Here is a 15,173-nt window from a genome sequence, read left to right on the forward strand (position 1 = left end):
TTTATCTGTTCAAAAAACAAGGCAGCTGTATGCTGCCTTGTTTGGTTTTTCACCTGCAGTGGCAGTATTTATTTCGTGCCGCAAATGCATTTACCGAATGGCATAGATGCGATAGGATACCTTACCGGCTGCTATGAATCGCCCTACTCCTACTCCGATCGTATGATTGAGCCAGGCGTATTTGGGAGCGCTGGTTTCAAATGATACACTTGTGCGGAAATAATAATCATTAGGGGAAAGCTCGCCGCCTTTGCCGGCTGTTATTGTGGCTACGTTCTTTACACTGGCATAGTTGTACCCAGTATAGGTAACGAGTATCTGAGCTCCATCGGCTGTTTCGATGGTAGCGCGTGCATCGGGTTTGAATGTGTTGGAATCGAGTACCAGTCCCCAGTCTCCCCCACCCGCGAGAATTTTTCCGGTGATCTTATCGCCCTTCACAAGGCCGCCTTTGTACGGAAAAATGAGCCTGGTACCATTCGATGCCGACCCTATGAACTGTGGAGGTGCAACGTCCAGATCCAGATCAAATAAAAATTCTGATTTTAGTTCCTGTGCTGATACTTGCTGATTCAGCAATAACAGGCAAACAGCTATTACCCGGATAAAATTTTTCATCCTGCATTGTTTTTAATTGAATAAGAATTTGTTTAGTCTGCCTTCAGAGGAGGCGCATCAAAAAAACTGCTGACTTCACCGATAGCAGTCTTGGTGCACCTGAAAAGAATGTCGTGCAGATCGGTTCCTGCACTGTGCAGCGGATCGATGGCATTCACCAGTGTGGTTCTGATTTTAAAGAGCTCTTCTCTGTTGAATTTTGTAGAACCCTTTACCAGCTCCAGTTTCATGCGTTGCTCCTGCTGATCTTGTTTGGGATTGAAGATGCCGTTCAACTGACTGCATTGATCGCAGGGGCCGTTTTTATTTACAAGTGCACACCTGTTGTCGAAAATACCGGTCATGGTATTGCGCGCATATGTAAGGAGATTTTTTACAGTTCCTTCTGTTTTATCGAGGATGAGACAAATCTCTTTTACGGGGAAGTCGTACACATCTTTCAGGATCAGTGTTACCTGATTTTCGATGGGCAGCGTTTTTGAAATGCAGGTGAAGCACCAGTCGATATGCTCCTTCATTTCGTAGGCTCCTGCATGGGAGGTTTGATTCACTATGCGGAATGCCTGCCCGATCTCTTCGGTACTGATAGCCAGCATCGCACCCTGATCCTGCGCATCTACAGGCCATCTTTTTACTTTTCTCAGGTGATCGTAAGCCAGATTGGTAGCTATTCTGAATACCCAGGTCTTGAGGGAAGAATCCTGATTGAAAGTGGAGATCTTATCGAATGCCCTGATGAAAGTATCGTGTGTAATATCGTGCACATCATTCCTGTCTGTGAGCAGACGATAGAGATACGATCTCAATTGATTCTGAAATTCTGCAAATAAAGTTTGGAATGAATGGATATCTCCGGCCAATGCGCGCCTGAGCAGTTCTTCTTTGTTCATGTAGTTTGTTTATTCCTGTGGAAAATTACAATACATTATACTTTCCGCAATCGATGTCTACGATATGGCTGTTGAATAATACGCCATTTTCAGAAACCAGAAAAGCAGCTGTCTCTGCTACTTTCTTCAGAGTGGGTTCCGTGCTCAGTATGTCGAACTGTTTGTAATGTGCCGTCATCACTTCTCTTGAAATACCAAGCTGCTCAGAAAAATCATGGATCATTTCAGTGATCTTGAACGATTCGTAAATGGCGCCGGAGCAGAGACAAATAGCCTTGATGCCTTGTTTGCCGAATTCAGCCGCCAGCACACGCGTTAACGCTTCTATGCCCGCACAGGCGGATGCAAAACCGGCCATATTGGGTGTTTTGGTTTTAGCCATCGAGGCATTGAACAGTAAGAGGGTGCCTTCGGACTTCGATTCGATCATAAGTTTTGCGGCAATTCTTGATGTAAGAAACTGCGAGCCTAAGATCCTTTGCAAAGGATTGAGAAATTGCCCGAAACTAACTACGGTTGAAGGTATGCCGCTCCCTGCATCTCTGTAATAACTTCCGATGCCGTTGAATACAATGTTCAGTTTACCGTTTTCGCTCACAACTTTTTGCAGAAAGGCTTCGATCTCTGTTTCGTTCAATGCATCTACCTGGGCAGCTTCTGATTGTCCGCCAGCGGCAATGATTTCTTCAGCAAGCTGCTGAACTGAAGCGAGGTTTCGGCCGGTTACATACACTTTGGCACCGTGTTCAGCAAAGGACCGGGCAACTGCTCCTGCAATCTCTCCCGATGCTGCAAACACTACTGCTACTTTGTTTTTTAAGCTTTCCATTTGGGTGATTTTAAGTTTGGACGAATGAGCGATCCAAAATGGATGAGTTTCCGGAAAAATATTTTGAAGCCTTGGAATCACCGCCGGAAAATGCGTCGTGGTGCTGAGAAAAGCGGGCCGCCACAGCTCCCCTGCGGCCCGCCACAGAACTGAATTGCAGCCTTACCTGCATGATAATCAAATAGGGTTTTGCTGCTGAAAACTTAGTATCCACATCCTCAAAAAAACACCCGAAATAATAATTACAGGCAATGCGTGTTCCGACACCAACGTAAGGGAGGCTATCATGATAATTTCATCATTGCTCCTTCTTTTCAACCAATAACCAAACACTTTTTTATGCAAACCTTATCTACAATTTGCCTTCGGGGCAGGCCATGTCGCCTGCCATTAACGATGCTTGTTTTTTTTGTTTTGCTCTTCGCCGGATCATTGCCTGCACAGGTGAGTCCGCCTGTTCCCGCCACTACTGCCAACCACAGCAAGCAGGTGATCGGATACATCACACAATGGGATGCCTGGAAAGATGTAGCCGGCCTCGTTCCCAAAGGAGGTTACAATCAGCTCAACGTAGATTACTCTCAGTACACCATCCTCAATTTCTCTTTCTTCGGTGTTGCAAGAGATGGCTCTTTGCACAGCGGTGATTTCCGCAATAAGAATATCTACCAGGTGGGCGCTGTTCAAAACCCCGCAGCATTGCTGAATACAGACATCTACAGCAGCTGGGATCTTTTTCTGCTGCAGGGCGAACTGGATATTCTGTATAACATCTCCGACGGAAGCTACGCCTATCGGCAGGGATACAGAAATGAAGGTGCAGGATGGAAAAACATCAACACCAATGAAACGGGCTCTTTCCCGCTGTCTATTCACAAAGAAGGCGGAGCGCCGGGGCTCATCGAACTGGCACATCAGAAAGGTGTGAAAGTAATGGCCTCTGTGGGTGGATGGAGCATGTGCAAACACTTTCCGGAAGTGGCTGCCGATGCCACCAAGCGCGCAAAATTTGTAAGCGAATGTCAGAAACTGATGGCCATGGGTTTTGATGGCATCGATTTCGACTGGGAATATCCCAATGATCCCGGTATGAATATCGAGCATTACGGCACAGTGGATTACACCAATTTTGCCGTACTGGTAGAAGCTGTTCGTGCAGCGATCGGCACTACCAAACTCATCACTGCGGCATTCTCCGCATCTTCCACCAAACTGCAGGGATTCGACTGGCCCCGGCTCAACAACTCCATGAACTACTACAATATGATGACCTACGATTTCAATGGAGGATGGTCGAACAAAGCCGGACACAATGCCCCACTCTACGATTATCCCGGTGCCGAATACCCGAACTTCTCCGTGAATGCACTTGTGCAGGGTTTGCGTCAGCTTGGCGTTAACATGAGCAAAGTGAATATCGGCGCACCTTTCTACGGACGCGGCGTAATCACCAGCGGCGCTGCCGCACTGAATGGTGCCACTGTAAAACGTGCAGAAACCGTTCAGCCGGATGGCCCTATTCAAACCTGTGCCGATTATACCAACTGGACGAAAGATCTCTGGGACGGCACACCCAACTATGCCGTGATACAGAAAACCACAGGAGCCGGTTCCGGCTGGACCGACTATTGGGATGACGTAGCCAAAGTACCGTACAAAACCAAAGGCAACTTTTTCCTCAGCTACGACAATGAACGTTCCATTGGAGAAAAAGCACAATACATCAAAGACAACAGTCTTGCCGGCATTATCGTATGGCAGGTATATGGCGATATGATCAACATGACCACCAGCACAGTGCCCAAAGGCAAACTGATCTATTGCCCCAATACCATCTCACCTTTGGTGAATAAGATCAATGCTGTCTTCGCCAGCGGAACCCCAGGCAATGTGCCTCCTGTAGTGAATCTCACATCACCCACTGCCGGCACTACTTACATTGCGCCTGCAATTGTAAATATCGAAGCCACTGCCAGCGATGCAGATGGTACTGTGAAGAAAGTTGAATTCTATAACGGAACAAATTTGCTGGGTACAGATTCAACCAGTCCATATCAATATACATGGAGCAATGTGCCTGCGGGAAATTATTCCATCACAGCGAAAGCCACTGACAATGCCAGTGCTACAACCACCAGCACTGCCGTAGCTATTACGGTGAATACATCCGGCGGCACCACCGATACCGGAAAAGTGATTGTTGGCTACTGGCACAACTGGGGCACTACCAGCGAAACCCCGCCATATGTACGCTTGCGCGATGTGAACCCATATTTCAATGTAGTGCAGGTTGCGTTTGGCGTAAGCGCTTCTGACTATGCAACTATCAGCTTCACTCCTGAAAATGCAACTCCTGCTGAATTTATTGCAGACATACAGTTGCTGCAATCTCAGGGAAGGAAAGTGCTGCTGTCTCTTGGAGGACAAAATGGTACGCTGGTGTTAAATGATGCTACCAAAAAACAGGCATTCATTACATCGATGAAAGCCATACTGGATCAATACAATTTTGATGGATTCGATATAGACATCGAAGGTGGTACATCTTTGCAACTGGATAACGGAGATAATAATTTTACCAATCCAACTACTCCCAAAGTAGTGAACCTGATCTCGGCTGTAAGAGAGATCATCAACTACAGGAAAGGGCTGGGTAAACGATGCTGGCTCACTATGGCGCCGGAAACTTACTATGTGCAAACAGCCTACGGATCTAACTACTCACCATTAGTGGGCGCCTATCTTCCGTTGATATATGGATTGCGTGATCTGCTCACCTTCATCCATCCTCAATACTACAATACCGGTTCTGTAATGGGAATGGATAACAAAGTGTACTCACAGGCAACTCCCGATTTCATCACTTCCATGACGGATATGCTGTTGTTTGGATTTCCTGTTGCAGGCACAGGCATGAGCTTCCCTGCGCTTCGTGAAGATCAGGTGGCATTTGGATTGCCTGCTGTTCCGGCTGCGGCGCCATCGGGAGGTTATCTTGCGCCTCCTGCAGTGAAGCAGGCACTCGATTACCTCACCAAAGGCATATCATTCGGTGGACAGTATATTCTGAAAAAACCTTCAGGGTATCCGGGTCTTCGTGGTATCATGACCTGGTCTTTGAACTGGGACAAAACCAATAACAACGAATTTGCCACAAACTACCACGATTACTTCTTCGGAACAACGGGCAATAATCCGCCATCAGTGCGCATTACATCTCCTGTCAATAACGCCAGCTTTACAGCCCCGGCCAATATTATCATCGATGTAACAGCAACCGATTCGGATGGATCGATCAAAAAAGTGGAGTTCTACAACGGATCGACCCTGATAGCCACAGATTCGGTTCTGCCATACAGTTATACATGGAATAATGTAGCCGCCGGCAATTACAATCTCACGGCAAAAGCTACTGATAACCTGAATGCATCCACCGTTTCAGCAATAGTGGCAATTGTAGTAAACACTCCGGGAGGCAACTGTACCGGTATTCCAACATGGAGCGCCACTCAGGTGTACACCGGCGGAAATCAGGTGGTGTACAACAATAAATTGTATCAGGCAAAATGGTGGACGCAGGGTGATCAGCCGGATCTCAACTCCGGCGACAGCAAACCCTGGACCTATGTACGCGATTGTTCAGGAACAGGTCCTCAGCCACCAACAGTGAGCATTACATCTCCTGCCAACAATGCTGTATTTACTGCGCCGGCTTCAGTAAATATTCAGGCAACAGCAGCAGATGCTGATGGCACCGTAAAGAAAGTGGAATTCTATAATGGAACTACTCTGCTGAGCACAGACTCTGTAAGTCCGTATGCTTATACATGGAGCAATGTGGCCGCAGGAAGCTACTCCATCACAGCCAAAGCCACAGACAACTCCAACACTTCCACTACTTCGACTGTGGTGAACATTGTTGTGAACGGAACAGGCGGAGGCAACTGTACCGGCATACCTGCTTACCAGCTTTATCCGAAAATATACAAGAAAGGCGATCGGGTGGTTTATAATAACGTGTTGTACGAAAGCCAGTCGGACAATCTGTACAATGTAACTCCTGGAAACAATGAATGGTGGTGGAAAACAATAGCATCCTGTTCTGCAGCTGCATCAACCAGTTCCGCGCAGGATCTCAAAACTAACGCAACCAGCGATGCGGATAAGTTCAGTATCTATCCCAATCCGGTTCATCAGGAATTGCAACTGCAGACGGCTGAAAGCTGGAAAGGAAGCCTGATAAGGATTCTGGATCTTTCGGGAAGACAGCTGCTGGCAGTGAAACCAACCAACAACCGTATCAATGTGGCGCATCTCGCACCAGGAACATATGTGCTGATAGCCATCAGCAATGGAAAAACTATCACCAAACGATTTGTAATCGCAGGAAAATAAATACTTCTGCTCAATGAAGCATAAACGTGATGCTTCTATACCATGCCTCCGGAACATACTCTTCCGGGGGCATTTTATTGATAGTCTACTCGTCTCAGCTTAATCTGTTTGTAAGTATCGATGAAGCCGTAAGAAACATCACTCGTCTTTTCAGCCATCTGTTTATGAAATGCAGGAAGTTTAAACCAGGGGATCGTAGGATATTTATGATGGAGATAGTGGTAGCCATTGTTATGCGTGAACCAATTTATAACAGGATTCAGATTGCTCCGCGTGCCTGTTTCCGTATTGAAGTGATCAGATACTTCAGACCAGTAGAGATAGCTGTAATGACACCATATCATTGGTACAATCCAAAACAGTAAAACAATATGCAGCATATGCAGCAGGTAAAAGCTGGTGAGGATCACCGCCCAGAACAGCACAATTTTTAGTCCTGAAGATTTCCAGGGCTTCAGCGTAACCTTGCTCAAATAGAAATAGCCGGCATATCCTGTTACAGGTTTTATGAACCAAAGCCAGAAGTAATTGCTGCCGGGCTTTGAAAATCCAAATTGCTCGTAATCGGTAATGAGCTTGTCTTTCCCCGGTTTTCCCAAATGGCTGTGATGTTTGAGATGTTCTCTTCTGTACAAAGTAACCGAAGTAAAAAATGGCAGGCTGTATAGGAATTCAAGATGATAGTGCCAGGATTTTCTGGAGAACAAGGTGTAGTGAGAAGCATTATGCAGCATACACTCCCCCAGTGTAAATTGAAAGCCTCCGATAATCCAGAGGGATGGAATATAGAGCCAGATAGACCAATACTGTACATTGATCCAGATGATCAATGCAATGAATAGCCAGTTACGAACAATGCCGAGTAATGAATAAAATGAGTTTGGCTTAAGCCATTCTTTTGAGAATGCTGAAGTATGCATAATTGACAATTTAATGGAGGCTTTAGCAAGCCGGTTGCTACTTCAGAGAATACCAGAATAGTTCAGGGGAGAATTAGTTTATTGCTAAAATGAGGAGGAGTGCTATCGATCAGGAATTGAAAGCAATTTACAGAAAACATGGAAATGTTTTGTTATTCGTAGTTTATTATTTTGGAGATTGTAACAGGTTACCGTGTAATGATCTTCTGTAACACCTGATATTCCTTTTTTACATTCAGCCTCTCATTATGCCATTGTCAGAAGCAGATATCAGAGCCAATCATATAGATCCTGCGTGGAGAAGAAGCAGGTGGAAGGCAACATGCATCACACGGGAGCATTATTGTTATTCTATCGCCTCGATGCCCTGCTGCCTGAGTTTTTCGATATGGTCTTTCATGGTTTTGAGCTGATCGGGTGAATGCCCCTTCCACTCCTTCACTTCTCCTGTTATCCTGAACGGATGCTGTGAACGATAAGACTTTGTAGGATTGCCTGGAAACTTTTTATCTGTCAGGTTGGGGTCGTCTTCAATGGGACCGGTCGGTTCCACGATGTAGATCCTTTCCGGGCCCTGTCCAAGCGCAAGTTCTGCTCCCCAAATGGCTGCTTCCAGTGTGGCGGAAAGATAGATGAATGCAGCTTTCTTGTTTTGTCCGTAATTGGATTTGAATCCCACTTCAATCAGGTCGCCAATCTGCAGTGCAGCCTTGGTTCCATGATAGAATGTCTGATTGTATAGGTCGCCGGATATTTCCTGTGCCAGCTGTTTGTTTTGATCCATATTAAAGGTTGTTGATATTTTTGGTTGTTTCACTGATCAATGCGATCGCTTTTCTGAAATAAGCTTCCAGTACTTTTATTTCTTCAATGGTAAAAGTAGCGATCAGCTTATCTGTTTGATGCTGAAACGCTTCGTAGTAAGGTTTCACCAATGCTGTGATCTTTTCAGTATCAGGAACGATATAAACTTTGCGTCTGTCGTTTTTGTCGGGCTGCCTTTTAACGAGTTTTTTCTTCTCAAACCTGTCTATCAGGCCGGTTACTGCGCCTGTGGTCAATCCGGTAAGCACTGACAACTCCCCTGCAGTTAACTTACCCTTTTGCAGAAAAAAGCCCAGATACTTATGATCAGTCCCTGAAAACCCCGCCTTTCTGGCAACGGTTTCGTGCAACTGGATTGAATTGTAAGCATGAAGCTGACTTAGCTTCCTTATCTGTAAAACAAGATCCTGTTTCATTAGCTTATCGGGTAATTATCTTAGTGTCAAAGATAAATATTTAATTTGAAAAATAACGAGAAAAGCCAGCACCCTGAGGTACTGGCTTTTCTCTGAGATAACTCTGCAGCGCTATTCCTTTACAATTTTTCTGATCACTACTTCTTTACCCCCATTCTTTATCTTCAATACATACACTCCCGTAGGGAATGCTGCAATATCGATTGATGTACTGCTGCTGTGTATCTCACGGCTCAGCACTACCCTTCCATTTACATCGAACAAACTCAGGTCGGATTTTCCTGTGAAATTTATAAAATTGATGTTAACGATGTTTTTGGTTGGGTTGGGATAGATGATCGCCTTTTGCTCATCAGCACGGTATGCATCTGCAGTAATGCTTTCCAACGATGCGGGCGGAGTGCTTTGGTTTACCCTCAACGAATAACACAGCGACGGGCTGCTGCCTCCATTGAAACCATATACCTGCACATAATAGGTTCCGGGAGTAAGGGTCGCACGAAGCAACTCTACGTTGGTGCCGCTTGAGTCTGCAACAGCTACTACTGCACCTTCGCTGTTAAGCAGTTTCACATCGAGATCGCTGGTCATAATATTGAGGAGGATCAGAATATTGCCTCCTGTGGTTACAAACTTGTAGTGATCGATATCGCCCCGCTCACTGATGAATCCTTTGATTGTTGTATTAACCGCAATGGTAGCTGCACCGCTTATTGTTCCGTTGGTTGGTACATCGAATGGCGTTTCGCAGGGGGGAACAAGTGTTGTGAACTGTCCGGTAATATATGCGCTGCTACCATTTAAGGAACCTGCACAATTTGTTCTTACTCTGTAATCATACAAAGTACCGGAAGGTAAACCTGTAAAACTTATGGTTGTTGAGCTGGTTCCGGCGGCTGCACTGATCCAGGTTGCTGAAGTGTTGAGTTTGTAATCGAAATCGTAGTTGGTTGCAAAGCCTGGTGCAGTCCAGCTGATTGTTGCACCTGATGTGGTGACGTTTGAAAGTTTAATGCTGTTTGGCCCTCCGCAAAAAGTAGTGGGAGGTTTGTTGATCTTGAATCCTTTAACCACATAACTGCTACTTGCTGCTGCACAATTGGCCCTCACTCTTACTGCGAAGGCAGTATCGCCGGTAAGGTCAGAGAGGTTGATGGATGTAGCAGTTATGCCAGCAGCAACAGGGAGCCAGTTGCCGCCATATAGTCCACGTACAAAATCCACATCGTATGATATCGCACCTGGAGTGGGCTTCCATGCTACGTTTGCGGAGGTAGGTGAAGTAAGTGTAACAACAGGGTCCCCGGGTTCCAGAGGAAGACATGGTACACTTTCTATAGTGAAATCTTTATCGGAGATGTCGAAAAAGATATTTCCGATGGCTTCGATCTTTATTCTCGCTCTGGTGGTGGAAATGTTGGGTAATCTTATCGATTCGGTACCATCATTGGGCGTGCTTTCAATCATTGTATTATAGGTTTCGCCTCCGTCTGACGAGAAAGAAACTTTTACGTTATTTACACCGATTGGCATGGCTACCGTATTGCCAACTTTCCACGTGAGTTGAAGTCCCTGAGTGGATTTCCATGTGTCGCCACCATTGGGAAAAACAAGTCTGAATGGTTCGCCTGTTCGCAATACCGTTACCGTTGCATCTGCAAAATTCGTCTGCCCAACAGACACTGGTGTTGCAGAACTGTAAGGCGCATTGTCTCGCACTGTTAACCGAAATTTCAGGATGCGGCCAACGCTGCTGAGCGCTTCGGTATTGGCGGGCTCACTGCCTCCGGGCAAAGGACCTGAGACAGTATCTCCTTTGAGGATGGTGGCCATTTTCGGAAAGTATCGTACAGGTGATGCTGTTGGTGGATTGGATATGAAGTTGGAGCCTGATTGTTTGTCGGGCTTTGCAACACTGAACGACCAATATTCATTGGGCGATGCATTGTCGATCTGCTCCCAGCTATAGGTGAGCTGATCTCCGGCATTGGGGTCGAGCCCCGAACCTTTCAACACAAACGGAGTGCTGACCGGAATAGTAAAGTTGCCACCGGAATTGGCTACCGGCGCTCCATTGTTCGACGCAATGGGTATAACAACCGGACAACTTTTTTTCGAAAGATTATTGTGAATCTGTTGAATGCTGATGGCATGAAAATATGAAATGGAATGCGGGGCAAGATCCATTCCGGTAATGCCTGCATATCCCATGATGGTAATGCCTGAGCCGGGTTCTACACTGGTGCCCAATTGTTCATTGCGATAGGAAAAAGTGTGATTTGCTCCAAGCTGATGACCCATCTCGTGCGCCACATAATCGATGTCGAAATTATCTCCCTGCGGAATATTGTCCGCCGGAGAAGTGAAGCCTTTCCCTTTTGAATTGTCGTCGCATACACAGCCGATGCAGCCTGCGTTTCCGCCACCGCCGCTTGCTCCGAAAAGATGACCGATATCGTAATTGGCGGCACCTATTTCCTGACTCAGCGTGTATTGCAATTCATCGTTCCATAAACCTGATGCGCCTGCGCCTGCCGCGGAATAAGGATCTGTCGCAGCATCATAATAAAAAACATCTGTAGTAGATGCAATAAGGTTGAGATGCAACGATAAATCCCTTTCAAATACACCATTGCAACGGGTGAGTGTTGCATTCACTGCTGCCAGAACCAATGCTACCTGCGATGGATTGGTTGCTCCGAAGTAATTGGAATACTCGGCTGTAACTGATTGTGCCAGTCTCAATGTTTTGAGGCCGCCCGGAGCAGCTGCAAAACTGCTGTTCACCTGACTGGTGATGCTGTTTTGCAGTTTTTGATCCGGAGTAAAACATTTCCATGAAGCTGTTTGAAGCGCCTGCTTTCTGAATACTGCATACACTTTGTGATCTGCAGAATAAGGTTCGATGAACTCATTTTCCTTTTCAGTACGGAACACAACTGTTTGAATTCCCTGAGGAGAGATGCTCAGTTTCAGCGTAGCATATTTGTCGCTAATGCCTTTACCTGAAAATGATCTGATATCAGGGAATTTCGCCTGCAATGCAGGTTCGAAGTTGGACGCTTCCACAACTTCGAACTGTTCAATTTGTCCGTCTGCATTTGGTAAGGAGATGATTGTTTTCTGAGCGCCCTTGCCTGTTGCCTTGAACGCCTGTGTTTTCAGAGGAGCGAAATTCAGCTCAAACAATTTGAAGTCATTTGGAGATGCAAAACGTTTTGCTGCTTTGTCGATGGAGATGGCGGCCGCAGTGTGTGGCCTCCAGTAATCCTGCGCATGCAGGATCGTTTGGCAAAATATTGCCAAAGCAATTAGTATAACTTTTCTCATTTGTGGGGAAGGTTTTGTGATACCGAATTGGTAACAGCATAAAATTAATTCAGGCTGTTGCGATTTTGTATCACTTCAATCCACCATAAAAAAAGCTTAATGTTTTGATGAAGATTTATTTAAAGAAGTCGTTCGGAATTCGAAACCGTCTTTCGTATAAACCGCAGCGATTGCCTACTGTTTCAGAAAAGCCATAATGCGCTTGCTCCCTTTGCTTTTCAATACCAGCGTGTATTTGCCGGGAGCGAGATGCTGAACATTCAGTGTGAAAGAAGTATTTCCATTCAGTGTAACGGGTTGTGTTTGCAATGTTCGTCCATTGATATCGATGATGGCTGCGATGGTGGTTTCTTTACCGTATGCTTCTGCAAAGAGCATATCTTTTACAGGATTCGGAAATATGATGAGGTTAGCTGATGGCTGATTTCTTCTTACTGCCACTATTTTGCTGTAGGTAACTTTGTTGTCGTTATCTACCATCTTCAGGCGGTAGTATGTTGTACCGGAAAGCGGCGATGCATCACTGTACGAATACCGGTTGGTCTGTATCTGATTAACTGCTTCTACCCTTCCAATCGCCATGAATTTTTCTCTATCTGTGCTTCGTTCAGCAATAAAATGCGAGACCTGCACCTCTCTTTCTGTATTCCATTGAAGCAATACCGATGTGTTGTTATTGAGTGCCTGAAATTGTTTCAGCACCAATGGCAGAGCAGCGGGGTTTTTGAGATGCAGCAAATATCCGTCGTCCATGCCACGGGATGTTAATGTGTGTGCATCAGGGCCCGGATCAAAGTCTGTTGTGCCAGTGTAGTAACCGGTGAGATAAATATCGTCGATGCCTGCAACTGTAATATTATAGACGGTTTCACGTGTGGCGCCGTATACCTGTTGCGCCCAAACGAAATTTCCGGCGGGAGTTAATTTTACAATGAACACGTCTTCCTGACCATGAGAATTTAATATTACCGATGCAGGGCCGGGGTCTAAATCGATGGCATCCTGATGTGCGCCGGCTATGTATACATTCCGGTCGGCATCTACAGCAAGCGTAGTTGCGTAACAGATAGCCGGACTGGAGAAATTTCTAGCCCAGAGAAAATTGCCGGAACCATCCAGCTTGCAAACGAATCCGTTCATGTTGCCATTTCCCGGTAGATTGTAAGTGCCGGGACCGGGATCGAAATCACCGGTTAGGGTGAAGTATCCTCCGAAATACAGATCACCGGCTGCATCCACGGCTATCGTCTGGCTGAGATCCTGGCCGGGAAGAGATAGAACCTTCACCCATTGCACAATACCCGCAGCATCAACTCTCATCACAAATGGATCCATCAGTCCCATTGCCGAAATATTGTTTACGACCGGACCGGGAGCCATGTCTGCAGTACCACTAAAATATCCTGTGGTAAAAATATTACCTGCAGCATCGAGGCTAACTGCCTGGGCAGTAGCGAAGCCAGTAGCCGGCACTGAAATTACCCAGCTGTATTCGCCTGATGAATTCAGTTTGAGTACATATGCACTTGCGTTTGTGGTGCCTGCCACCTGATTGGCGATGCCAGGGCCGGGATCGAAGTCTACGGTGGATTGAAAACTTCCTGTGAGAATCAGGTTGCCGGATGCGTCCATTGCAATGTCCTCCGGATAATCTACGCCTGTACCCCCAATATGTTTTACCCATTGAAAGTTTCCGTCTTTGTCAAGCTTCAGAAGAAATATGTCGCTGTTGCCAAGAGAAGTCAGTTGAGATACGCCGGGTCCGGGATCGAAATCGGTGGTATTCATAAATTGTCCGGTCAGATAAATATTTCCTGATGGATCCAGCAACATGGTAAAACCGATCTCGTGAGAAATACCCCCTATCTGTTTTGCCCAGGCAAAGTTTCCGGCAGTATTCAGTTTTACGATATATGAGTCCCATCCGCCAGCTGATGTCATCAGGTATTCTCCTGTTCCCGGATCGAAGTCTGCCGTTTCCAGAAACAAACCACTGATATAGGTATTGCCGGCAGCATCTTTTTGAACAGATCTTACAGCATCGTTATTGGGGCCGCCGATATTCTTTACCCAATCGAAAGATGGTTGTGCTTTACAGAGGGTAACGGTAAGCAATAGTGGAAGAAAGATCAGGTACTTCATATACCGGCAAAAATAGCTGAGTGGTCAGAGAAAGCATGCCGGTGAGAAATGTGGTGCGGAGTGAAACCGATGAGAGATTATAATTGAAGTTGTTGTGTATGTTATTGATAGCCAATTAAGTATTGCTGGGATTGGTAACAGGGAGGTATGAGATATAATCACTGATTATGTGACAATTGTCAGTAAAGATCTAATTGCAGGTGTTTTAATAACCTGCAATAGTCTTAATATTCAGTTGTGTGGGATACTGAAATGATCTTACCATCGAGTGTAGTACTGTGCAAGGTAGAAACTGCGAGTTCTGCCTCGGAGGATCGGGACATCTCAACCAGGCCATGCCTGTTGGATCGTCCATTATGTTTATTGCGCGACACTACGGCGCTCACCACTGTACCAAAGGGCTCGAAGATCTTCCTTAGCTGTCTGTCGGTTGTATCGGCACTAAGATTGAAGATCTGGACTGTCATAATCCGGAGTTGGTTTGATAAGTGTGCAATCGGTGTTTGGTATGGTTGTGAGCCTGAACTTTTATACAAGTTTCAGGCTGGTGATCTCTGTTCCGCTGTAAATTCTGGAGAGATTTACATCTTTAGAGGTCTGATAGTTCTGGATATTTTTCTGACCGATGATTCTCCAGAAGTTCTTGCTCTTGAGATCTTCATAGTCTTTGGAAACAACGAAGATACCGATGAACGGCTCTCTCGATTTCAGGCTAATTTTAACAGCGAGATTTTCTGATTCAACCTTACGTACAAAGGCATCGATTTGTGTAATTGTCATGTTATTGATTGATGCTAAAACAATGAAA

At 45.8% G+C, this 15,173-nt stretch carries 11 protein-coding genes; 1 reads left to right on the forward strand and 10 read right to left on the reverse strand.

Annotation, left to right across the window (positions count from 1 at the left end):
- Positions 1–90 precede the first annotated feature (90 nt).
- From HHL16_RS09875 to HHL16_RS09885, 3 genes are read right to left on the reverse strand one after another with little or no spacing between them, the layout of a single operon-like run.
- Entirely contained in the window at positions 91–618 is a 528-nt protein-coding gene (locus HHL16_RS09875; protein WP_169425049.1) for a DUF3237 domain-containing protein, read from the reverse strand.
- 32 nt (positions 619–650) lie between these two features.
- Positions 651–1,508 carry an RNA polymerase sigma factor gene (locus tag HHL16_RS09880; RefSeq protein ID WP_169425050.1) on the reverse strand — a complete coding sequence of 286 codons (858 nt, stop codon included), beginning with the start codon at positions 1,506–1,508 and terminating at the stop codon, positions 651–653.
- Between the two features lie 25 nt (positions 1,509–1,533).
- The gene (locus tag HHL16_RS09885) at positions 1,534–2,337 is read right to left on the reverse strand and encodes an SDR family oxidoreductase (protein WP_169425051.1); all 804 of its coding nucleotides are present in this window, start codon (positions 2,335–2,337) and stop codon (positions 1,534–1,536) included.
- A 396-nt stretch (positions 2,338–2,733) separates the two neighbouring features.
- Here HHL16_RS09885 and HHL16_RS25000 point away from each other — a divergent pair, with 396 nt between their 5' ends.
- Complete coding sequence (locus HHL16_RS25000; protein WP_240966082.1) at positions 2,734–6,732, forward strand: glycosyl hydrolase family 18 protein; 3,999 nt, start codon at positions 2,734–2,736, stop codon at positions 6,730–6,732.
- Between the two features lie 74 nt (positions 6,733–6,806).
- On the opposite strand, the gene HHL16_RS09905 is transcribed toward HHL16_RS25000, so the two are convergent.
- The 7 genes from HHL16_RS09905 to HHL16_RS09935 all read right to left on the reverse strand — a co-directional run bounded on the left by HHL16_RS09905 (position 6,807) and on the right by HHL16_RS09935 (position 15,145).
- Complete coding sequence (locus HHL16_RS09905) at positions 6,807–7,652, reverse strand: fatty acid desaturase (RefSeq protein ID WP_169425052.1); 846 nt, start codon at positions 7,650–7,652, stop codon at positions 6,807–6,809.
- A gap of 346 nt (positions 7,653–7,998) precedes the next feature.
- The gene (gene arr / locus HHL16_RS09910; RefSeq protein ID WP_169425053.1) at positions 7,999–8,436 is read right to left on the reverse strand and encodes an NAD(+)--rifampin ADP-ribosyltransferase; all 438 of its coding nucleotides are present in this window, start codon (positions 8,434–8,436) and stop codon (positions 7,999–8,001) included.
- Position 8,437: 1 nt separating this feature from the next.
- Complete coding sequence (locus HHL16_RS09915) at positions 8,438–8,893, reverse strand: MarR family transcriptional regulator (protein ID WP_169425054.1); 456 nt, start codon at positions 8,891–8,893, stop codon at positions 8,438–8,440.
- 111 nt (positions 8,894–9,004) lie between these two features.
- Positions 9,005–12,199 carry a reprolysin-like metallopeptidase gene (locus tag HHL16_RS09920; protein WP_240966083.1) on the reverse strand — a complete coding sequence of 1,065 codons (3,195 nt, stop codon included), beginning with the start codon at positions 12,197–12,199 and terminating at the stop codon, positions 9,005–9,007.
- 198 nt (positions 12,200–12,397) lie between these two features.
- A complete protein-coding gene (locus tag HHL16_RS09925; protein ID WP_169425056.1) occupies positions 12,398–14,365 on the reverse strand; it encodes a T9SS type A sorting domain-containing protein in 1,968 nt (655 codons plus the stop codon).
- 224 nt (positions 14,366–14,589) lie between these two features.
- Positions 14,590–14,832 (reverse strand): RNA-binding protein, encoded by a 243-nt coding sequence (locus HHL16_RS09930; protein ID WP_169425057.1) that lies wholly within the window; start codon positions 14,830–14,832, stop codon positions 14,590–14,592.
- A 61-nt stretch (positions 14,833–14,893) separates the two neighbouring features.
- Positions 14,894–15,145 carry a short-chain dehydrogenase gene (locus HHL16_RS09935; protein ID WP_169425058.1) on the reverse strand — a complete coding sequence of 84 codons (252 nt, stop codon included), beginning with the start codon at positions 15,143–15,145 and terminating at the stop codon, positions 14,894–14,896.
- Between the last annotated feature and the right edge of the window lie 28 nt (positions 15,146–15,173).

This window comes from Pseudoflavitalea sp. G-6-1-2 (assembly GCF_012927185.1).
Taxonomy (GTDB): Bacteria; Bacteroidota; Bacteroidia; order Chitinophagales; family Chitinophagaceae; genus Pseudobacter.